This window comes from Deinococcus apachensis DSM 19763 (genome assembly GCF_000381345.1).
Taxonomy (GTDB): domain Bacteria; phylum Deinococcota; class Deinococci; order Deinococcales; family Deinococcaceae; genus Deinococcus; species Deinococcus apachensis.
Genome location: NZ_KB906420.1, coordinates 1 through 21,306 on the forward strand (window position 1 = coordinate 1; position 21,306 = coordinate 21,306).

17 protein-coding genes and 1 pseudogene are annotated in these 21,306 nt (G+C 66.4%); 4 read left to right on the forward strand and 14 right to left on the reverse strand.

The annotated features are described in order from the left end of the window. Positions 1 to 88: 88 nt before the first annotated feature. Entirely contained in the window at positions 89 to 544 is a 456-nt protein-coding gene (locus F784_RS23960) for an MmcQ/YjbR family DNA-binding protein (protein WP_019588485.1), read from the reverse strand. Positions 545 to 842: 298 nt separating this feature from the next. Here F784_RS23960 and F784_RS0119940 point away from each other — a divergent pair, with 298 nt between their 5' ends. After that, positions 843 to 1,841: an LLM class flavin-dependent oxidoreductase gene (locus F784_RS0119940; protein ID WP_019588486.1), complete on the forward strand. Its 999-nt coding sequence runs from the start codon at positions 843 to 845 to the stop codon at positions 1,839 to 1,841. 66 nt (positions 1,842 to 1,907) lie between these two features. On the opposite strand, the gene F784_RS25615 is transcribed toward F784_RS0119940, so the two are convergent. Beyond that, positions 1,908 to 2,408, reverse strand: a complete 501-nt coding sequence (locus F784_RS25615; protein WP_342662498.1) for a transposase — start codon at positions 2,406 to 2,408, stop codon at positions 1,908 to 1,910. 229 nt (positions 2,409 to 2,637) lie between these two features. Then, positions 2,638 to 3,096, reverse strand: a complete 459-nt coding sequence (locus F784_RS25620; protein WP_083939300.1) for a helix-turn-helix domain-containing protein — start codon at positions 3,094 to 3,096, stop codon at positions 2,638 to 2,640. 311 nt (positions 3,097 to 3,407) lie between these two features. Between F784_RS25620 and F784_RS27920 the strand changes: the two genes are divergently transcribed. Both F784_RS27920 and F784_RS25625 read left to right on the forward strand, forming a co-directional pair. After that, positions 3,408 to 3,548 (forward strand): helix-turn-helix domain-containing protein, encoded by a 141-nt coding sequence (locus F784_RS27920; protein WP_425387135.1) that lies wholly within the window; start codon positions 3,408 to 3,410, stop codon positions 3,546 to 3,548. A 66-nt stretch (positions 3,549 to 3,614) separates the two neighbouring features. Further along, positions 3,615 to 4,693, forward strand: a pseudogene (locus F784_RS25625) (IS3 family transposase); the annotation flags it as partial. A 128-nt stretch (positions 4,694 to 4,821) separates the two neighbouring features. On the opposite strand, the gene F784_RS0119960 reads toward F784_RS25625, so the two are convergent. The 10 genes from F784_RS0119960 to menC form a co-directional block, all read right to left on the reverse strand. Next, entirely contained in the window at positions 4,822 to 5,673 is an 852-nt protein-coding gene (locus F784_RS0119960) for a MurR/RpiR family transcriptional regulator (protein ID WP_040383636.1), read from the reverse strand. A 91-nt stretch (positions 5,674 to 5,764) separates the two neighbouring features. Then, positions 5,765 to 7,231: a serine hydrolase domain-containing protein gene (locus tag F784_RS0119965; protein WP_019588491.1), complete on the reverse strand. Its 1,467-nt coding sequence runs from the start codon at positions 7,229 to 7,231 to the stop codon at positions 5,765 to 5,767. A gap of 78 nt (positions 7,232 to 7,309) precedes the next feature. Then, the gene (locus tag F784_RS23965; RefSeq protein ID WP_019588492.1) at positions 7,310 to 8,440 is read right to left on the reverse strand and encodes a dipeptidase; all 1,131 of its coding nucleotides are present in this window, start codon (positions 8,438 to 8,440) and stop codon (positions 7,310 to 7,312) included. Positions 8,441 to 8,507: 67 nt separating this feature from the next. Continuing rightward, positions 8,508 to 10,154 (reverse strand): N-acyl-D-amino-acid deacylase family protein, encoded by a 1,647-nt coding sequence (locus F784_RS0119975; RefSeq protein ID WP_019588493.1) that lies wholly within the window; start codon positions 10,152 to 10,154, stop codon positions 8,508 to 8,510. Further along, positions 10,151 to 11,632: a serine hydrolase domain-containing protein gene (locus F784_RS0119980; RefSeq protein ID WP_019588494.1), complete on the reverse strand. Its 1,482-nt coding sequence runs from the start codon at positions 11,630 to 11,632 to the stop codon at positions 10,151 to 10,153. Before F784_RS0119980 ends, F784_RS0119975 begins: the two co-directional genes overlap by 4 nt. Positions 11,633 to 11,750: 118 nt before the next feature. Then, entirely contained in the window at positions 11,751 to 13,424 is a 1,674-nt protein-coding gene (locus F784_RS0119985) for an ABC transporter substrate-binding protein (RefSeq protein WP_019588495.1), read from the reverse strand. 105 nt (positions 13,425 to 13,529) lie between these two features. After that, positions 13,530 to 14,528, reverse strand: coding sequence for an ABC transporter permease (locus tag F784_RS0119990; protein WP_026332611.1), 999 nt, complete (start codon positions 14,526 to 14,528; stop codon positions 13,530 to 13,532). Then, on the reverse strand, positions 14,525 to 15,553 hold the full coding sequence (locus F784_RS0119995; protein ID WP_019588497.1) for an ABC transporter permease: 1,029 nt from the start codon (positions 15,551 to 15,553) through the stop codon (positions 14,525 to 14,527). The genes F784_RS0119990 and F784_RS0119995 overlap by 4 nt, the downstream gene beginning before the upstream one ends. Continuing rightward, on the reverse strand, positions 15,547 to 16,323 hold the full coding sequence (locus F784_RS0120000; RefSeq protein WP_019588498.1) for a GNAT family N-acetyltransferase: 777 nt from the start codon (positions 16,321 to 16,323) through the stop codon (positions 15,547 to 15,549). The genes F784_RS0119995 and F784_RS0120000 overlap by 7 nt, the downstream gene beginning before the upstream one ends. Beyond that, entirely contained in the window at positions 16,320 to 17,456 is a 1,137-nt protein-coding gene (gene menC, locus F784_RS0120005; RefSeq protein WP_019588499.1) for an o-succinylbenzoate synthase, read from the reverse strand. Before menC ends, F784_RS0120000 begins: the two co-directional genes overlap by 4 nt. A gap of 741 nt (positions 17,457 to 18,197) precedes the next feature. Between menC and F784_RS23970 the strand changes: the two genes are divergently transcribed. Next, a complete protein-coding gene (locus F784_RS23970; RefSeq protein ID WP_245557965.1) occupies positions 18,198 to 19,529 on the forward strand; it encodes an MFS transporter in 1,332 nt (443 codons plus the stop codon). Between the two features lie 126 nt (positions 19,530 to 19,655). Here F784_RS23970 and F784_RS0120015 read toward each other — a convergent pair whose 3' ends face one another. Further along, a complete protein-coding gene (locus F784_RS0120015) occupies positions 19,656 to 21,194 on the reverse strand; it encodes a prolyl oligopeptidase family serine peptidase (protein ID WP_019588501.1) in 1,539 nt (512 codons plus the stop codon). Positions 21,195 to 21,306: the final 112 nt, after the last annotated feature.

Sequence of the window (21,306 nt, forward strand, 5' to 3'; positions counted from 1 at the left end):
GAGGGGCTGACCCCCAGCCGCCGAGGGCTGTGCTGTCGGTGGCGGAACGTCTTGCTGGTTCGCCGACTCTTGCTTGACCAGGGGGACGTCAAACGGGGTTCAGTGCTGAAGGGTCGTTTTGGAAGTTCGTCCCCCCGTGGTCAAGCCCTTCGTTGACGGGGGGAAACTGTGGGCGCATCCGCTTCAGCAGGTTCCTGCTCACGACCAAGTTGTACGAATGCACCAACAACTCGTGCGGCAGCTCCTCCGGCAGCGTCCCATCCAGCGGGAGGAAGACCCAGTGTCCCCCGAAGTACAGCGCAGGGACCACCTGCGGGTAGGTCTCGCGCACCAGGGCCGAACGCTCCGGTTCGCACTTGACCAGCAACCGCAAAGGGTCCTCGGTGATGTCCACCATGGCGTACATCCGCCATAGGGGAGGCCCTCCTTCCGGGTCCTCCCCGCCGACCTTGAAGGTGAGGTTGCGCGTGTCGAAAGGGAAGGTCTCCCGGGTGCCGGGCAGGTCGGCACACGCGGCACGGACCTCTTCAACCAGATGCATCATGGACCTCCTGAAGGACGAAGGGCACTCACACCTTCAGCGTAAAGGCGGACTCTCAGAGGCTGCCAAGAACGGGTTTGACGTTTCGGGGAGTGACTTTGCACAGAGCAGAATGTGCAGGTGAAGCGCCGAGGGTACTCCAGTAACGTGGATGACGACACGTACTTTCTTCTGCCTCACCGCTTTTGTTGACCCGGTTGTCCCCATCCTGTGGGAGAACCTGGGGGTTCCGCCGCAGTACGGCATCGACCCCAGATCTCTCTCACCGTAAAGCCCCACCCACTTTCAAGGAGAATCGCCCATGGCTCTCTCTATTCCTCTGTCGCTGCTCGACCTCACCCGGGTCCATAAAGATGAACCCGCCGCTGAAGGCATCGCCCGCAGTGTGCGCTTGGCCCGCACCGCCGACCGGCTCGGGTATCACCGCCTGTGGTTCGCCGAGCACCACAACGCGCCCACCATCGCGTCGTCAGCCACCGCCCTGATGATTCAGCATGTGGCCGCACAGACCGAGAATCTGCGGGTCGGCGCGGGAGGCGTCATGCTGCCCAACCATTCGCCGCTGGTGATCGCGGAGCAATTCGGCATGCTGGAAACGCTCTACCCAGGCCGCATTGACCTGGGCCTGGGCCGCGCGCCCGGAACGGACGGCGCGACCATGCGTGCCCTGCGGCGCGACGGACGCGAAGCAGACCGCTTTCCCCACGACGTCCTTGAGCTGCACGGCTACCTCAGCGGGCATTCGCTCATTGCTGGCGTGAACGCTTACCCCGGTGCGGGCACCCAGGTGCCGCTGTACATCCTCGGGTCATCGCTGTTCGGCGCACAACTCGCCGCCCAGTTCGGCCTACCCTACGCGTTCGCGTCTCACTTTGCTCCCGCAGCGCTCAATGATGCGGCCCGGATCTACCGGGAGACCTTCGACCCTGGTGGTCCCCTCGCTAGCCCGGAGGCGAAACCGCACTTCATCGCCGCTGTGAACGTGATTGCTGCGGACGACACCAGTACGGCCCTTGACCAGCGGAGGCAGGCCGAAGATGGCTGGCTCCAGGCATTTCTGGGCCGTGGACAATCACTGAGTCCAGAGGACCTGAGGGCTGTGCGAGGGCACCCCCAGGCGCAGCAGATACTGGGAATGCTTGACCGCACCGTTGTCGGTACGCAGTCAGACGTGGTGGGTGGCCTCGAAGCGTTGGTTGGGGAAGTGCAGGCTGATGAGCTGATCCTGGTCAACCTGGCCGTGGCCGAAGAGCATCAGCACCGCACCTTGGAACTGCTGGCCCCCGCGGCAGCTTCTTGATGAGAGGAGGAGACCGAAGGTCTTCCTCCGCTCGACTAGTGGGTCAGTTGGGATAGCCGTAAGGTTTCAGGAGATGGGCTGAAGGGTACAGGCGCCAGAACCGCCCAAAGGATGTCGTCGTGCACGAGACCGCTGTCGGCGGTCTCGTCGTTTTCCGCCCCAGACGAAGGGTGTGGGGTGGCGGTTCCACCCATGGGCGCTGGCTTCCAACCACTCGATCACTTGGGTGGCGCTGGTCGGGCAGTGACCTGCGAGGGCGCGACGAACCAGAATGCGCTGGATCGACTCGGCCATGTTCAACCAACTCCCTGCCACAGGGGTGTACAGCGGCATGATGCCCTGCCGCATCAACCAACACACCAGTTCGGGCGTCTTGTGCCCGGTGAGGTTGTCCAAAACCAGTAGCAGGCGGAGTGGCGGCAAGGTCTCCAGCAACGTGAACTTCACGCTGAACCCCTCCTGCCAGCGTTCCCAGCCTGCCCGGTGGTCTGCCGGTGGCAACGGTGTTGCCACCGGCAGCGTCTTCAACACCTCCGTCAAGGTCTGCTGCATCCAGGGGTGCAGCACGGCATGGGTACAACTCATCACACCTCGAACCCGCACCTGCCCACTGGCGGGGTGAAAGAGGGTCAGCCACTTGGCCGTCCCGCCCCGGACATACTCGTGGGGCAGTCGGGCGGGCTCCCTTGGGGTTGCCAACTCGTCCCCGGATGGAAAATGGCCTGGTCGGGCCCGGCTTCATCTTCCACCCACACCGCCAGCCCATCCCGTTCCGCTTCCAGATAGGCGCGTTCGATCAACTTTTTTTCGCCTCAGCATCGGGGTCAGTCACGACCACCACGCCGGTCTTGCGTTGCCGCTTGGCCGTGCCGGTCTCGCACCAGGTCCGGTCCCGCTGCCAGGTCAGCCCCGCCTCGTGTAAGACACCCAGAATGGTGAAGGTACTGAGGTGCTCGAAGCCGGGCTCGCGGCGCAGCACGCGTTGCAACGTCGAGAGCGACCAAGTCGCGGTGCCATCCTGTTCTCGGTCGGGTTTTCGGCGGGCCGTTTCGAGAATACGGTTCCGCTCAGCGGAACCGTAAATCACAGGGGGACGACCACCTGGACGTGTTTCCAACGCCTTGAGTCCGTGTTGGTTGAAGCGTGCCACCAGGTGAGCCACTCCATCCCCTGATGTTCGACCAGCCCGACGAGCTGCCTGGGTGTAGGGCAGGCCAGCGGCCACCCCAAGTAACACCTTGGCGCGGCCGACCATCACCGCTGCGGTCTGGTGCGAGCGACTTAGCCGCTCTCATTCGACGCGCTCTTCATCCGTCAGGGCCCGGAGCGGATTCTTCTGCCGACGAGGCATCTTCAAAGCCTACTCCTGCGCCAACTGACCCACTAGTGCAGTGATTCAGAGGAACACCGGGAGATAGAGGGGTGGGCTGGAGTGGGAGGTGGACGATGCACCGAGGCCCCACATCCCCTGTGCCTCTCCTGACCAACGAGGAACGGCAGTGGCTGACGGCGCTCGTGCGGCGTCGCCAGACCCCGCGGGGTCTGGCGACGTGAGGGAAGGTCATTCTGCTCAGCGCCGACCAACCCACAGCGACGCTGAGCCAGATCGTGGCACCGGTGGGATTGAGCGACGACACCGTAGGAAGCTGGCGCCGACGATTTGCCGCCGAGCGTGTCGCCGGGTTGAGTGATGCCCCCAAGAGGTGACCTGCTCCCGCAAAACCGGCCCAGATGAGTCTGGCATCCTGAAGGGGGCGCCCCCCGGAGGCCAGCATGAAGGGAAAAAAGCACACCGAAGAGCAGATCAGCTTCGCCCTCAAACAAGCCGAAAGTGGCGTCTCCGTCGGCGAAGTCTGCCGCAAGATGGGCATTGCCGAGTCCACGTTCTTCCACTGGCGCAAGAAGGACGCGGGCCTGGGGGTCCCCGAGCTGCGCCGTCTGAGACAGCTCGAAGAGGAGAACCGGAAGCGGGGGCAGCTGGTGGCGGACCTGAGCCTGGACAAGGCGATGCTCCAGGATGTGGTCTCAAAAAAGCTTTGAAGCCCGTCCAGCAGCGGAAATTGGTGGGGCACCTGCAAGGAACCTACCAGGTGAGCGAGCGGCGGGCCTGTCGAGTGCTGAAGGTGTGGCGCTCGGTGCAGCGGTACGTGCCCCAGGTGCAGGCCGATGAGCCGGTCATCCTGCACAGGATGACCGAGATCGCCCAGACCCGCGTGCGGTACGGGGATCGCCGGATCCACGTTCTCATGAGCCGGGAAGGCTGGCGAATCAACCACAAGCGGCTGTACCGGCTCTACCAGCAAGCCGGGTTGAATCTGCGCATGAAGCGTCCACGTCGCAGGGTGAGCGCCGCGCACCGCGCTGCGCGAACAACCCCTGAGCAGGCCAACCAGGTCTGGTCGCTTGCTTTCGTCTCAGACGCGCTGTTCAACGGCAAGCGGTTCAGAACGCTGACCCTGATCGACGTCTTTACCCGCGAGTGCCTGGCGATCCATGCTGACGTCAGCCTTCGGGCTGAGCGGGTCGTCGAGGTGGTCACCGAGGCGGCCAGGCACCGAGGACGACCAGAACGCATCCAAGTCGATAACGGCAGTGAGTTCGTCAGCAAGGCTCTGGACCTCTGGGCCTACGAACAGGGGGTGACGCTGGATTTTTCCCGTCCTGGCAAGCCTCAGGACAATGCGCATATCGAGTCCTTCAATGGCAGCTTCCGGGATGAGTGCCTGAACGCCCACTGGTTTTTGTCGATGGAGGATGCCGCCGAGAAGATCGAACGTTGGAGATCGGACGACAATCAACACAGGCCCCACTCGGCGCTGGGAAATCTCGCTCCAGGCGCGTTCGCAGCCCAGGTGGCTTCGGTCCACCGCCCGCCCTGTGTCTCCAACCTGACCTGGCCCAAGCTGGGGGAGCACCTCAGAGGTACGCTCGAAGTGCAATTGGACCGGGCCGACCACGGGGGCACCCTCACGCGAGCTCTTCAATACTCGTACACAGAGAAGTCAGCCTTGAGCAGTTCGGCCTGTTGGAGATGCTCGCCTCCCAATTCCCTGGCCACCAACGTGGAAATCACGGAGGTCAGGCTGATGAAGGGCGCCAGCGAGGCGACCACCTCTGACCCTTGAGTCGGCAACCGAATGCTCTGAAAGGCAATCTTACCGAGCGGCGAGGCTCCCTGGTCGGTCATGAGCAACACCTTCACCCCACGGTTCTGAAGCGCAGTAGTGACCCGAGTGGTAGTGCGGCTATAGCGGCGCAACGTGTAGACCAGCGCAACGTCCTCGGCGGTCACCTCCAGAAGCTGCTCGGGCTGGCCGTTCAGGGTATCGGCCGAGTAGGCGCGCACCCTGGGTCGGAACGGTGACAGCAGGGACTCGGCGATGAGCGCCAGCCCATACGAAGAACGGGCCCCGACGATCCAGACCTGCCGGGCACTGGTGATCGCCGTGGCAAAGAGCAGGAGCTGATGTTCTCCAATAGCCTCCAGGCCATCGAGATTAGCGCGCTCGCTCGCCCAGTAGCTGGCAACCACCGCGTCCTGCCGCCCCGGCTGCTTGATGCCCAGGGTGGCTCGCAGGTCCTGGCGAACCGAGCGTTGCAGGTGGGGATACCCCTCGTAGCCAACCCGCTGGCTGAATCGGGTGATGGCCGGGCCGCTCACCCCCAGGGCTTCAGCGATCTCCCCGGCACTCAGGAAAGGCAGCTCCTCGGCGTGATCGATGACAAAGCGGGCGATGAGCTGGTCCCGCTGGCCGAAGCTGTCCAGGTTCATACGCAGCCGTTCAACAGTTGTCGTGGACGCAGCCGTCGAAGTGAGGGAGCTCGTCGTCATGATCGGTTCACGCTACAAGCTTTCGTCCGAGAAACTCCGTATGCTCCGTCTTCTCCAGCGAAGGGGCCACGGCCGATCCGAACCTGGCAGCTCACAGGGCTTTGGTGGGGAGCTGGGGTTCCGCTTCGACAGCCTGACGTGCCCGGGGGTACAGCCGCCCACCGAGGCGCAGGAACTCCACCTGCCCGTCAGCCCCACGCAGGAACTCCACCCCAAAACCTTCCGCGTCGCCCCCGGCAATCACTGCTCTGTCCGGGCCGATGAGGCGCAGGGCCACCGTCTCCGGCCCCTCCCCCGTTAGGTTGGGCAGGGTCAGCCTCAACCCGTCATCCTCAGCCCGCACCCCCACGCTCATCGGCGTGCCAAAGACCGTGTAGTCGCCCGCCAGCGCCCACATCTCCTCAGGCGTGATGGTGTGCTCGTCCAGGGCAGGGGCGCTCAGACCCAGCACCTCGCGCTTGACCCACTCGCTCAGCTTGCGGTGCAGGGCGTGCCCGTTGGAAGCGTTGGTCATCGCAATAAAGCTCACCCCACGGTCGGGGGCCACCCAGAAGTCCGACTGCTGCCCATAGGTCGTGCCCCCGTGGCTGATGATCAGCGTTCCGGAAGGCCGGTCCACGAACCAGCTCTGGCCCATCTCGCCCGAGGTGCCCGCAGAGCCGCTCAGCGAGAGGCCGATAGGGATGGTACGTTCCCACAGCGCGCGCCGATCCAGCGTCTCCAGCGGCGAGACGGTGGTGAGTTCGGCGTCAGGGGAGCCCTGGTCGCCGGGCCCGGGCAGGGTAGCCACCCTGCCCGACATCATGTAGTGGGCGTAGCGCGCCATGTCCTGCACAGTCGAGGAGCAGGTGCTGCCTGCGGGCGCCGCCGAGCGCATGATCATCCAGGGGCGCTGCACGACCATGTCGTCGCCGATTTTGTTGTGACCCGCAGCAAAGCGGTAGGTCATGATCTGGTTGGCCGAGAAGAGGGTATGCTCCATCCCCAGCGGCCTGAGCACCAAGTCGGTCACCGCGGCGTCGTAGGTCTGGTCCGTGACGACCTCAATCACCCGCCCGGCCACGTAGAAGCCCGCGTTGTTGTAGCTCCAGTGGCCACGCAGGGGCACCATCTGCTCCACCCCGGCCATGAACCCCACCACCCGGGCCACAGCGTCGTTGCCTTCGCCGGTGTCTTCGAACAGGTCGCCCTGCCAGCCGCCCTGGTGGGTCAGCAGGTCGCGGACGGTGACCTCCGCCGCCACCGACTCGTCTTTCAGCCTGAAATCAGGCAGGTAGGTTCGAACCGTGTCGTCCAGCCTCAGCTTGCCCTGCGCCTCCAGCACGGAGCAGGTCAGCGACGTGATCGTCTTCGTGGTACTGCCGATCTGGAAGAAGGTATCAGAGGTGACCGGCAGGGGGTTTTCCAGACTGGTGACGCCGAGGTTGACGAAATAGTCCCCATCGGGAGTCAGCAGTCCCAGGGTCACGCCGGGAACTCTGTGCTCCTCCAGCAGGCGCCGGGCTTCCTGCTCGAAGGCCGTAGCGAGGTCCGTGCTGTTCGTCGCGCTTATGGTCATAGCAACGCTCCTTGAGTGAAGAACGATGAAACCTGGCCGGATGGGCCAACATTCCCCGGCGATGACGTTGTGTGCCCATCACGTCGGGAGCTGGGGTTTCGCTGCCCCCGTGTTGGGAAGGTTGGCGCGCAGGACGCGCAGCCAGTTGCCCCCCAGGACGGCCTCGCGGTGCTCTTCCGGCACAGCCTGGGCCAGCCGGGGCCAGTCCCCCGCGTCGTCGAGTTCCTCCGGGCTTTCCTCGCGGCCCGCCCCCGCGTCAAGGTCCGAGCCGATGCCGACCCCCTCCCACCCAATGAGGTCCGCCACATAGGCCCAGTGGCGCGCGACCTGATCGCTGACCCGGACCGGCACGGCCCGCTCCCGGAGGGTCCAGTCCGCGTCGAGGAACGAGTTCATCAGGTTCAGGCCGATGACACCCCCACCGCGTCCTATCGCGCGAATCATGTCGTCGCTCAGGTGCCGATCGGGTGGCAGGTCGGGGCGGCGTGTGGCGGAAGACAGGAGGGTCCGAGCGTTACTGTGGGAGGCGATCAGCGCCCCGGGCGCGGTTAGATCGACCGCCTCCCAGAACGCCTCCTCGGCGAGGTGCGAGGCGTCGTGCATTGCGCCGCGTTCCTGCATCGCCGCGAGCAGTTCGCGGCCGGGCGCAGTGAGGCCGCGCGGGTCCCCGGTGCCCCCGGCGTATCTCGTGCCCGTCCAGGCCAGGCCCACGGACCGCACGCCCTGCCGCCACCACCAGTCGAAGTCGTCCGGCACCAGGACCGGGTCGGCGCCCTCCATAGTGAGCACCACACCGGGCACGGGGTCCCGCGGCCAGCGGCGTAAGTGGTCTTCCAGGTCGTCCCGCGTGCGGACGAGGCGCAGGTGCCCACCTTCTTCCCAGCGCAGGTATTGCTCCAGTTGCGAGACCGCCTGGGCCCGCGCCTCCTCGGGCGTGGTGTAGCCGGGAGGGTGATGGCCGGGCGGAGGAGCGACGAGGTCCTGAGCGAAAGAGAGGTTGGCGGGTTCGGCGTACAGGCTGCCAAAGACGAGGGCGATGTGGCCGCGCGCCAGATCGGGCAGGGTCAGCATGACGCTGTCGCGCGTGCGGCTCTCGGCCTGGCGAATTTCAGCCACCGTCCGCGTCAGGTCCCGCCCGTTGGCCTGACTGCTCCATGCGAGGTCGAGATGGCCGTCCACAATGATGGGCGGCTCAATCTGTCGAGCCATTCTTCCCTCCTCTCTGGCGTCCCGGGTCATACCTTTTCCTCACGCCGGTCCACACGGGTATCCGTCTTCAGGCGTGTTGGGCGGGTTGAGCTGCGCCCAGATGGTACAGACGGCGGCCAGGGTATGCCCTCGTGTGCTCGCCTTCCCTCAGCACCCGTTCCCCGTTCACCCAGACGTCGCGCACGCCCTCCGACAGCTCCTCAGCGTCTGGGTAGGTCGCCCGGTCGCGCACAGTGGCCGGGTCGAAGATCACCACGTCCGCGAAGGCCCCGGCGCGCAGCTCGCCGCGTCCCTCCAGCCCGAGGTGTCTCGCGGGCAGGCCGGTCATCCGGTGGACGGCCTCCTCCAGGCTTAGGATCTGGCGCTCGCGGACGTAATGGGCCAGCAACCGGGTGAAGTTCCCGAACGCGCGGGGATGGCCCCCGGTGCCGCCGTCGGTCCGGGCGGCCGGGTCGTACCCCGCCGCGTCCGAACCCAGCATGACCCAGGGTTCCCGCAGTTGACGTTCGATGTTCTCCTCGCTCATCAGGTGGTACAGGGCGCCGACCCATTCGGGCTCCTGCTCGATCAGGTCGAGCGCGGCGTCAATCCAGTCCTGCCCGCGCTCCTGAGCGATCTCCGCCAGCGAGCGCCCATTGTAGGGCTGGTGGTCGGGGTGCCTGAGTCCCACCGGGAAGACCGCCTCCGGTCCTGCCAAGTTGCCCAGTGGTTCCCAGGTGCCGTCCGGCTCCAGCATTGCCTGGCGGATGCGGGCGCGGTCCTCAGGGTCGCGCAGTCGCTCCCGCAGCCGGTCGCCCTCGCTGGCCCAGGGGGGCGTGACCGCCGAGAGGCCCGTGCCCCCCGCGGTGTACAGGTACATGTCCGCGTAGATCTCCCGGCCCGCGGCGCGCTCGGCGTTCACCCGCTCGATGAGGGGCTCCATCAGGGGCCAGGCCGGACGCCCGGCGGCCTTGAGGTGGTAGAGGTGCAGCCGCGCCCCGCTGCGCCCGGTGATCTCCAGCGCCTCCGCGAAACCCTCCAGGATGCCCTCGCCCTCCGAGCGCATGTGGGTGATGTAGATGCCGCCGAACCGGGCCACCTCCTCGCACACGGCCACCAACTCGTCGGTACTCGCGTAGCTGCCCGGAGGGTAGATCAGCGCGGTGGCGAGCCCGAAGGCGCCGTCCTCCATCGCCTCACGGGTCACCCGGCGCATCTGGGCCAGTTCCTCGGGGCTGCTCGCGCCCTGGGCGTGTCCTTTGGCGGACATCCGCACGGTGGCCCCGCCCAGGAAGGAGCCGAAATTGACGGCGGAGCCCACCTCCTCCTGGGCCGCGAGCCAGTCGCCGAAGCGGGTCCAGCCACGTGAGCGCTCGGCCCAACGTTCGTCTCCCCCCGGCAGACCGTGGATAGGGAAGCCGTGCGGCTCGCAGGCCACTTTGGGCGCGGGGGTCCAGCCCTCGCCCATGATCTCGGTCGTCACGCCCTGCGTCACCTTGCCCAGGCTGCGGGGGTCGTGCAGCAGGCTGGCGACCGAGTGACTCATCACGTCGATGAAGCCGGGGGCGACCACCAGGCCGGAGGCGTCCACGACCTCGGCTCCTTCGGGCGCGGGCGTGCCGGGTTCGGCGATGCGGGCGATCCGGTCCCCCTCAATCAGCACCTCGGCCCGGCGGCCCGGGGCACCCGTTCCGTCGATCAGGGTGCCGCCGCTGATCCAGATGGGGGAGCTCACACCTCTTCCAGCGCGGGGAGGTTGGGGGTGGCCGTTTCTGCCTCGGCCCGCTCGCGCGGGTAGAGCCGCACGACGACCTTCAGGAACTCGACCTGCCCCCCCGCATCCCGCAGGAAGTCGATGGCGTAGCCGTCCATGTCGCCGCCGCTGATGATCGCGCGGTCAGGGGCGATGAAGCGCAGCGCCGCGTCCTTGGTGCCGCCCGCCGCAGTATCTGGGACCAGCAGGGTGAGCACACCCTCCCGGACCTCCACCCCGATCTTGAGCGGCTGCCCCACGACCAGGTAGTTGCCCGCCAGGTCATTGAGCTCGTCCTCGCCAGGCTGGTAGGCGTCCGTCTCGGGCGGCGTGAGACCCAGCACCTCGCGCTTGACCCACTCGCTCAGCTTGCGGTTGTAGGCGTGCCCGTTGCTGGCATTCGTCAGGGCGATGAAGCCGACCTTGCGGTCCGGCGACACCCAGAAGTCCGACTGGTGCCCCATGGTGGTCCCGCCATGGCTGATGATCAGCGCGTCCTCGTACTGGTCGAGAAACCAGCTCTGCCCGATCTGGCCCCGCTCGCCCGGAAAGCCGTTGAGCGCGATACCGATGGGCCGCACGGGCGTCCACAGACGGCTGCGGTCCAGCGTCTCCAGCGGCGAGGGTCCGGCAGCTTCGGCCCCTCCATCGCCAGACTTGCCTTCCTGCGCCTCTGGCCTAGTGGCCATCGTGCCTGACATGACGTAGTGGGCGTACTTCGCCATGTCGTTCACGGTCGAGGAGCAGGTGCTGCCCGCCGGACCCGCCGAGCGCACCATCAGCCAGGGCCGCTGCACCTTGAACTCGTCCTCGATCTTGTTGTGCCCGGCCGCGAAGCGGTGGGTCATGATCATGTTGGGGAAGAACAGGGTGTGGTCCATGCCCAGCGGCTTCAGGACCAGCTCCGTGACGGCAGCCTCCCAGGTCATCCCGGTGACGACCTCGATCACCCGCCCGGCCACGTAGAAGCCCGCGTTGTTGTAGCTCCAGTGGCCCCGCAGCGGCACGACCTGCGGCGCCTCGGCGAGCTTGTCCAACACCCGCGCCAGCGCGTCGTCGCCGTCACCGGTGTCCTCGAACAGGTCGCCTTGGAACCCGCCCTGGTGAGTCAGCGTGTCGAGGATGGTCAGCTGCGCCGCCACCGACTCGTCTTTGAGCCTGAAGTCGGGCAGGTAGGTCCGCACCGTGTCGTCCCGCTTCAGCTTGCCCTGCGCCTCCAGCGCCGAGATCGTCAGCGAGGTCAGGGTCTTGGTGGTGCTGCCGATTTGGAAGATGGTGTCCTCGGTGATCGGCAGCGGGTTTTCCACACTGGTCACGCCCAGGGTCACGAAGTGGTCGCCGTCCGGCGTGAGCAGGCCCAGGGCCACGCCGGGAACCTTGTACTCCTCCAGGAGACGCCTGGCCTCCTGCTCGAAGCGCGAGGCGAGGTCGGTGCTGCTTTCTGGGGTGGTGGCGGTCATGGTGTTCTCCTTGGTGAGGGAAGCTGGAGGAGGCGGGCGAACTTGTCGCGAGGACCGACTTTTCCTGCCGCCGCGAAGGGGGAAACGCGGCGGGCATGGACGTGGCAGCCAGAGCGGCTTACTTGCTGAGCACGCGGAACAGATTGGTGTTGTTGAACTCCGGGTAGCCCTTAAGGGCTGACGTGGTGGCTGCGAAGGCCAGCGGCTGCGGCAGCGGGAAAGCGTAGGTCTGCTGGTTCAGGTAGCGCAGCACCGTGCGGTATAGGGGCCTCCGGGCATTCTGGCCCACGGTGTCGCGGGCCTTGTCCAGCATTTCTTCCAGCTTGGGGTCTTTGAAGTTGGTGGCTGGGGCCAGGATGCCGCCGGAGCTGTACAGCCCGCGCAGCACGGTGTCGGGGTCCGCGCCGCCCCAGGTCAGCGCACCAAAGGCTGATTTGCCGCCCAGCAGCCTGGCGTTGGCCGCACTGAGTTCCAGGGTACTGATGGTGGCGTGGAACTTGGGGTTCAGCTTCTCGATGTTCTGTTTGAAGATGCCCGCAATGACGTCGGATATTCCGAGGCCAGCGTAGGTCTCCAGGGGAACGGTGAAGCCGGTAGTCCACAGCTTGCCTCCAAATGCCTGCTTGAGTTCGGCCTCGGCGGTCTTGAGGTTGTAGGCGGGGGGCCTGAGCGTTTTGTCCTCGGCCCAGTTATTGGGAGGCAGGGTGGTGTTGCGGGCTTGAGCAAAGCCCTTCTGTCCGTCGCGGACATAGGTCTTGGTGTCGAACAGCGCCGCGAACGCGCGGCGAACGTGAATATCGCTGAAGAAGTTGACAGGAATGTTGTTCTCGGCCAGTTGGCCAGCGGGCAGCAGCTTGTCGTCCTTGATGTTCTGGTTGAACAGGATCACGCCGGTCAGGTTTTGGGTGGGCAGATCCTCGTAGACCTTGACACCGGGAACGCCCTTGAGTTTTGCCAGCGTGTCGCGGTCGGGGACGATGGCGATGTCGGCGTCCCCCTTTTGCAGCGCCAGCACGCGAGCAGTGTCGCTGTCCACCTTCTGAATAATGACGTTTTTCAGTTTGGGTGCGCCCCCCCAGTAACCGTCAAAGCCCCTCATGACGAAGCGGCTGGGATCGCGCGCCACGAACTGGTACGCCCCGGTGCCGATAGGCTTTTGCGCCAGCGTGGAGTTGGACACGTCCTTGCCCATAAAGGCGGCGAAGTCTCTGGCCGTGCCGCTCCAGTCGCCGCCCGCCACCAGCGCCTTCATTGGCACGATGTACGTCGTCGTGATGGAATCCAGCAGGCTGGGGACGTTACGGTCCAGAGTCAGCACCAGTTGCCCCGCTGCATTGCACTTGACCAGGCTCGACAGCTTGGCGAAGGTGAAGGTCTTCTTGACCTCCGGCGTGAAGCCGGGAATGCTCAGCAGATTGGCGCGAACCTGCGCGGCCCGCGACGTTTCGCTGCCCACCAAGAAGGTGCGGCGCATCGAATACTCGACGTCGGCGCAGGTCATGGTGCTGCCGTCGTGGAACTTGACCCCTTTTCGCAGGGTAAAGGTGGTGGTCTTGCCGTCCTTGCTCTGGGTGAAGCCGGTGGCGAGCAGCGGTTCGTACCTACCAAAGTTGTTAAGGTACAGGCCCTCGTACATCTGCATGGTCGGCAACGCGTCATAGGTCACCAGGGCCTGCGCGGGTTCCACACTGGCGGTGGCCGAGGAAACTTGGTAGACCAGCGCGTCTTTCGGCGTTGCCAGGGCGCTTGAGGCAATGAGAGCCAGGGTCAGGGTGGGCAGGGAGCGCTTCATGGGTGAACCTCCGGAGGAGAAGTGAGCGGGTGAACGAGGGGTGGTCGGCACGCGCAACAATGCGGAGGGGTCAGGGTTAAGGGGGAGGACCGGAGAGTGGCGGCATCAGCGGTTCCGGGGGTCTAACGCCTCGGCCAGGGAGTCGCCCAGCAGGCTCCAGCCCAGGCTGTAGGCAAAAATGCACAGGCCCGGAAAGAGGGTGACGTACCAGTATGCGAAGGGCTGGCCGGGCGGCCCCTGGATCCACTTCTGGGCCAGGGCGATCAATTGCCCCCAGTCGGCGTAACCCAGCGGCGTGCCCAGTCCCAGGAAGGACAGGGTTCCGGCCACGATGGGCAGGCTGCCCATTTCCAGCACCACGATGGTCAGCAGCGGCCCGATGGCATTAGGCAGCACGTGACGCAGCGCGACGCGCGCCCGGCTGGCTCCCAGGCTCTGCGCCGCCGCCGCGAACTCCAACTCGCGCAGCCGCAGCACCTCCGACCTCACCACGCGGGCCAGTCCTGCCCACGACACCAGGCTCAGGGCGATGACGATATTCAGCAGCCCCGGCCCCAGCGCGGCCACCAGCACCAGGATCAGCACCAGCGCGGGAAAGGCGAAGATCACGTCGGTCAGGCGCATCAGCAGGTTGTCGATCGCGCCACCCAGGAAGCCAGCAGTCAGGCCCACCAGTGAGCCGAGGCTCACGGTGGTCGCCAGCACCGTCAGACCCAGGAAAAAGGCAGTGCGCGTGCCCCAGACCAGGCCGTAACGGATATCGTACCCGTTCACGCGGCCCAGTGGCGCGTCGGGGGCCGGTGGATTGGGCTGGGCAGCAAAGCCAACGCGCGGCATCTGGAGGCAAGCGTCGGGGGTCGCCACCACCTCGCGCAGGTAGGCCAGCGGGCCGGGAATGGTCTGAGTCTCGTTCATGCCCAGCGCCCGGCGGCAGTTGCCCTGCGGCGGGGCAAGCACCGGGGCCAGCAGCGCCGCCAGCAGGAACAGGCCGACCAAGACCGCTCCCACCCGGGCCAGCCGGTTGCGGCGGAAGAGCCTCGCCCAGAAGCCGTTTCTCGCCTTCCCCCGGACAGCACGAGATCCACCTCCACGGACGACAGTCACGCGTACCTCACACGCGGGTCAATGATGGTGTAGGCCAAGTCGGTGCCCAGATTGATGAGGACCACGATGGTCGCCGCCAGCAGCGCGAAGCCCAGCACGCCCGGCAGGTCGCCCAGCGCCGCCGCCTGCGCGGCCCAGGCTCCGACGCCTGGATAGCCGAACAGCGTCTCGGCAATCACTGCCCCCTGAAGAAGCCCGGACACACTCAGGCCCGCGAGCGTGATGACTGTCAGCAGGGCGTTGCGCCGCGCGTGCTTGCGAATGACGACCCTCTCGGTGATTCCCTTGGCACGGGCGGTGCGGATGTAATCGCTGTTCAGGGCTTCGAGCATGCTGGTGCGCGTGCCCTTGATCAGCCCGGCGCTGCCCACGATCATCAAGGTAAAGACAGGCATGATCAGGTGCTTGATGGCGTCCCAGAAGACGTCCGGGCGGCCACTCAGCAGGGAATCTATGGTCACGAGTCCGGTCACCCGTTTGATCTCACCCGTCAGGAAGTAGATTGCGCTGTCGTTGCTCAGGTTCCCAGTGCCAGGCAGCAGGTTCAGTGCCCCGTAAAAGATCACCAGTAGCCATACGCCCAGCACGAAACTGGGGGTGCTGTAGCTGATCACGGCGATCACTCGAATCACTGCGTCGGCGGCCTGGCCCCGCTGTACAGCAGCTTTCGAGCCGAGCCACACGCTCAGACCAATCAGCGGAATCAGGGTAAACAGCGTCAGTTCCAGCGTGGCGGGAAAGCGCGCCATCAGGGTGCTGAGCACCGGCTGCCCGCTGGTGCGCGAGAAACCCAGATTGCCGCCTAGTGCCTGCCCCAGCCAGCGCCAGTACTGCTCGAAGACGCTGGCGTCCAGGTGGTTGGTCTTGATGATCTCCGGGACGCGCGAGAGCTGCGCCAGATCAGTGATGTAGGCGGCGGCGCGCTGCTCAACGGGTATCAGTTGCATCACCAGCACGATCAGAAAGGTCACCGCCAGCAGGATCAGCGGCAGCGCCAGCAATCGGCGTGTCACAAAGGTCAACACACGACCCTCCGCCGGAACAGGTACTGCTGATGGGCGACGTCCACATCCACCAGGGCATGTCCCGCCTGAAACAGGCTGTCAAAGAGGGGCCTGGTCCGCCGCCGCCACTCCAGGGCCCGCCCCGGCTCCTCGCGCAGCATCCGGTAGTAGTCCGCCGGGACGCGAACGGCCAGCGCGTCAGGTGTCTCGGCGGGCAACCCGTCGTGGAGAGGATCGAACGCCTCGCCCGCAGGCCAGTTGTCACCCGCATGTCCGTTCAGATGCGCCGTCACCCGCTCGCTGTCCAGCTGCCACTCCACCTCGAAGCGGTCGGAGGGCACACCCGCGTTGATACCGGTCATCTCGCCGTAGTAGTTCGGGAGGTAGGTGACCGCTGCCGCTCCGAGCCGGTGAATGTTCAGGTGCGCGTTGGCGAGCAGCAGGGGGTCGAAAGTCCAGCGCACCCGCGTGACGCCCCGTTCCAGGCACCACGCCCGCTGAAAGTGCTTCAGGCGCTCACCCAGCCCCTGGCGGCGGCAGCGTGGGTGCACACCCAGTCGGTGGGAGTGCTGGGTGTCCGGCTGGGCCGTGGGGAGCCCGACCAGATAGGCCCACACCTGTCCCTGGCCGTCCACGGCCCCTGCGATCAGGCCGCCGACGTGCTGAAGGACGTGCAGCAGGATGGGATCTTCCGGCGCGTCGGCCTCTCCCCAGATGGACCGCGCCAGGGGCGGCGTCCGCGCGAGTTCGTCCAGGCCGCCCAGCTCCCGGACGGTGAGGGCTCCGGTCACGCGGGGCTCCCGGCGACCGGCCGGGTGACCGGGCCGATCTCCTCGGTTTGCCGAGTGACGCTGTCCAGGAAGGGCAGGTCCAGGGTCACACCGATACCTGGACCCTGGGGCACGGGCATCAGCCCTCCACGCGTTTCCAGATGCTCGTGGATGAGGTCGCGTGCCCAGTAGCGCGAGGAGGAGCTGGTGTCGCCGGGCTTGGTGAAGTTCTCCAGGGTGGCGAGGTGGATGTTGTGCGCCCGTCCGACGCCGCTCTCCAGCATGCCGCCGCACCACACCGGAGCACTGAAGGCGGCCGTTACGTCGTGGACTCGCCGCGCTTCCAGATGGCCGCCCACCCGACCGACCTTGATGTTGATGAGGCGGCACGCCCCGGTCTCGAGCGCCTTGCGGGCGTCCTGGGCGGTGGAGATGCACTCGTCCAGACACAGGGGTGTGCGCATGAGAGCCTGGAGCTTGGCGTGGTCACGCAGGTCGTCCCACGCTAGCGGCTGCTCCATGTAGTCCAGGCCCAGCTCGTCCAGCGCACGCAAGGTGTTCAGGTCGGCCAGGGAGTAGGCGGCGTTGGCGTCCACCGTCACGGGCAGGCCCGGGAGCGCCTCCTTAACGGCCCGCACCACCTCCACGTCCCAACCGGGCTGAATCTTGAGTTTGATGCGCCGGTAGCCCTGTTCGGCGTGCTGAAGGGCACTCTCCACCGTGGCCTCCACCGACTTCTGGATGCCCAGCGAAACGCCCACCGGCACCTCGCTGCGCACGCCACCCAGCAGGGTGGAGAGTGGCAGGCCCAGCCCCCGGGCCCACAGGTCCCAGAAGGCCATCTCCAAAGTGGCGAGGGTCATGCGGTTGCCACGCAAACTGGAGAGGTGACGCATGAGCTCCTCGGGGTTGTTCCAGCGCCTTCCTAGCACTGCGGGTAGGATGGTCTCCCGCAGCAGCGCCAGTGCGCCACTGATAGTTTCCTCACGGTACTGCGGCTGGGCGTCCATGACCCCTTCGGCAACCCCCTCCAATCCTTCGCCGAACAGCCGCAGCAGGATAAAGGTCTTATCCCTCACCTCGCCGAAGGAGGTCCGGAAGGGTTTGAGCAGAGGGAGTGAGACGACGCGGAGTTCGGCACGTTCAAGGAGCACGGGACCCGTCCAATACCGTTGAGGACGTGCTTAGAAACCTAGTGAGGGCAGATTGGGACATGGGACAGCTCCTCTGGGAGTAGGATTGAACGAACCCGGAAGGCGGCTACCGCTTTAGTTTGTGTAGTTTGGTTTTCAGTACACTAAGCTTTTGCAGACTACTTTTCAAGTAGTGGCAATGGAGTGACTTCGCCAGCGGCTTGAAGGCACAAACCCACAGGGTTGTGGCAAGTTTGTGTGTTGAGCCGAGGCACGGCGAGCTGCCCATGCCTTGCGCGTGCCTTACCTAGGCAGGCGCAATAGGTGCCGGAAGACGATCAAGGGACAGCACGTAGGCCAGAAAAGCCGCTTGCGGACGGAACTTGGGGCCTCAAAGAGCATCAAGGGGCACCAGAAACTCAGGGGGGCTTCTACCTACGGATCAGAAGGCCAGGAGTTTGAATCTCTTCGGGCGCGCCAAAAATCCCCTCTGGGAGGGGATTATTCTTTTGTGCCAGGTTCAAAACAATGCTTTTTTCGATCTGATACCAACTTTGACACCAGGTAGGAAGACTGCCACGCAGCGCCGCGACGAAAGCCTCTTCCAGGTCAATCCGCCTCCAATAAAGAGGTGTCCCCCAGCGCTTCCTGGTGAAAGAGATGAGGGAGGACAAACAAGTGTTTATGTCCTTTTCATCTTGTATGCGGCATGGCACAATGCGCGGCCTTGCACCGGATCGTCCCCGCTGCACGCCCATGCTCATGACCCACACCCCCACCCTTCCCCCTGCTCGCATCCAGCGGACCATGCGCCTCTCCACGTTGGAAGGCTCCATCACGCAGCTGTTCATCAACTGGACGACCGGCTCCGTCCTGACCGGGTACCTGCTGCACCTGGGGGCGGGCCCGAAAGAGCTCGCCCTGGTGGCCGCCGTGCCCATGCTCGCCCAGGTCGTCAGCCCCTTCGCCGCGCTCCTCGCCGCGCGCTTCGGTTCCCGCAAAACGCTCAGTGCCCTGTTCGCCGCCCTCGGCCGTGGGCTGTGGATCCTCGCCGCCCTCTTGCCGCTGCTGAACCTGCCCCACGCCTGGGCCACGCCCGTTCTCGTCGCGCTCGTCGCAGTCTCCGCCGTGTTCCAGGCGGCCTGCGGGAGCCTGTGGAGCGCCTTCATGGGCGATGTGGTGCCCGACCGGGAACGTGGGCGCTACTTCGGGATGCGCACCGGGGTGGCCGGGGTGGTTGGCATGCTCGGTAACCTCGCGGCGGGCGTGGTCCTCGACCGCCTCGCCGCCCCCCTGAACTTTCAGGTGGTGCTCGGCGTGGGCGTGCTGTGCGCACTGATCGGCGCGGCCCTGGTCCTCCTGCACGACGAACCCCCCATCCCGCGGCAGCGCGTGGACCTGCGCGCGACCTTCACCGCTCCCTGGCGGGACCGCAACTTCCGCAGGTTCCTCGCCTTCTCGACCCACTGGCACTTCTCGGTCATGCTGGCGGGCCCGTTCGTGTTCGCGTACTTCCTCGGGCAACTCCACCTGTCCTTCACGCAGATCGCGGTCTGGTCGGCCATCGCGTCCTCCTGCGCGCTGGTCACGAGCTGGTGGTGGGGCCGGGTGGCCGACCACGTCGGGAACAAACCGGTGCTGCGGTTCGGGACCATCCTGGCCGGTGTCGGCCTGCCCGGGAGCTGGATTCTGGCCGGGCTGAGCGGAAGGGTCGAGTTCATCTGGCTCAGCGCAGTGCTGGATGCCGTCGCGTGGGGGGCCATCGGACCGGCCCTGTTCAACCTGGCGTTGGGCAGCGCTCCCAGGGAGGGCCGCACCGCCTTCTTCGCCATGTTCAGCCTGGTGAGCGGTTTGGCGGGCTGCGTGGGCGGGTTGATCGCGGGTCCGCTCCTGAGCGGGTTCCTGGCGCACCCGCTGACCACCTCCCTGTTCACCTGGACCGGGTACCACACGTTGTTCGCCCTGTCGGGGGTGGCGCGCGCGAACAGCTGGCTGCTGCTGCGCCGGGTGAGGGAGCCGGGTGAGGCACGGCTGCGCGAGGGCGTGCGGGCCGTTCGGGTGCGCGGCCGCACCCCAGTCAACGCTGGTGACTGAACGGCTCACGGGGTGCGGCCTGGCGACCCTCGCCCGGCCTGCTCTCCCAGGGACGCGCAGCCGAAGAAGGACGAGAACGCCCGACCTCTTCTCCTGGGGTCGGGCGTTCTCGTCGTGGCTCTGGCGTTACCCCCTTCGGGAGCAGGCCTCTTCCTGCTGCACGATCCACGCCCAGGCCGTGCAGGTCAGCGCCTCGCGTTCCTCCATGGCCTGATGGCTGGGTCGCGCCGCCAGGGCCACCAGCTCGCTGAAGCGGCGTTGCATTTCCGGGTCCTGGGGGTCCAGCGGGGCCTCCTTGTCGAGCCACCACAGCGCCACCTCGTCCGGCAGGGGCAGGGTCAGGGCCTCGTTCCCGGAGAAGACGTGGGCAACCGGCCGCTGGTAGCCGTCCATGCCGAACGTGACTGGTACCCAGCCGCAGCCGATGTACAGCTCGAGGATCGTGCCGCAGTACACCCGGCGGCCGTTCAGGTGGTAGCGGCGTCCCCCGCCGTCGTATTTCAATTCCAGAAGGCTCATCTTAAGTTCTCCTTTGAATGTTCTTTCCCAGTCATGGACGGCCCAGGGTTCCATCAGCAGCACGACCGCCTGGGTGACCTGCTGAGGCTTCCCCGCTTCCAGCAGATCGCGGTGACGATGCCGTGGCTGATCCTGCTGTCCCGCACGCCCCTGTATCCCCCCGTGCGGGTGCTGGTGGCCTCGGTGGACACGCAGCCGGGGTCTAGGGTTCGTCCGCCGTTGCCAAGCCGTCGGCGTGGGGAAGTGCTGCGCCAACCACGCCAGCACCATCCGAGCGACCACCTCGCCCGACGCGGACAGGGGCCGTGCCCGCGTCCGCTCCCGGTCGAACCCGTGCCCCGCGCCCGGCACCAGTAGGAGCTGCACGTCCTTTCCCGCCGCGTCCAGCGCCACCTGGAACCGCTGCGACTGGCGGGGTGGCGCGGTGGTGTCCGCCTGCCCGTGCACCAACAGGCTCGGCCCCGTCGCGCGCGCCGCGTTCAACGTCGCGTCCCCGAGTTCATACGCGCGCCGCACCCCAGGGTCCGCGCTGCCTGGCTGGCCGCCGTAGTACCGCGCGGCGTCCTGCGCGGCGAGCGCGCCCGTGTACCCCCCGTACAACCCGATGAAGCCGTCAAGGTGGTCGCTGACGCCCACGTACCGCCCTTCGCCCGCGAAGGCCGGGTCGTCCGCGGTGGTGAGGAGGACCCCGCCGAGCCGCGCGCCTGCGGACGTGCCGAACAGCACGATCCGCGCGGGGTCCACCCCGAGGGTGCGGGCGTTCACGCGCAGGTACTGCACGGCCGCCTTGACGTCCCGCTCCGGGCGTGGGAACACCGGGCCAGGGTCCGTGGGGGCGGCGAGGGCGTAGTCGACGTTCAGGGTGACGTACCCCTCGCGGTTCAGGCGCGCCTGCCATGCCGTGAGGTCCGCGCGGCGGCCCTGCGTGCCGCCCCCGCCGCGTACGAGGAGGACGGCGACGTCGTGGTGGACGTCCGGCACGCACAGGTCCGCGCGGGCGTCCACCCGGGCGGGTGCGTTCGAGAGGTACGCCACTTCCCGGCAGGAGGTGGGGGCGGCCGGTGGACTCGCGAAGGCACCGGGCGGGGTGAGCAGGGTCAGCCCGGACAGGAGCGTCCGGACGCGGCGGGGGAGATGGACGGGCACGTGCGTTGGAGTGAGGCGCCACCTGGAAAGTTCCCCGTAACGGAGGGGACGTGAGGAGCACCTGGGAGTATGCCGCTGGCGCTCAACCGCAACCAGGCGGCATGGAGGAGGG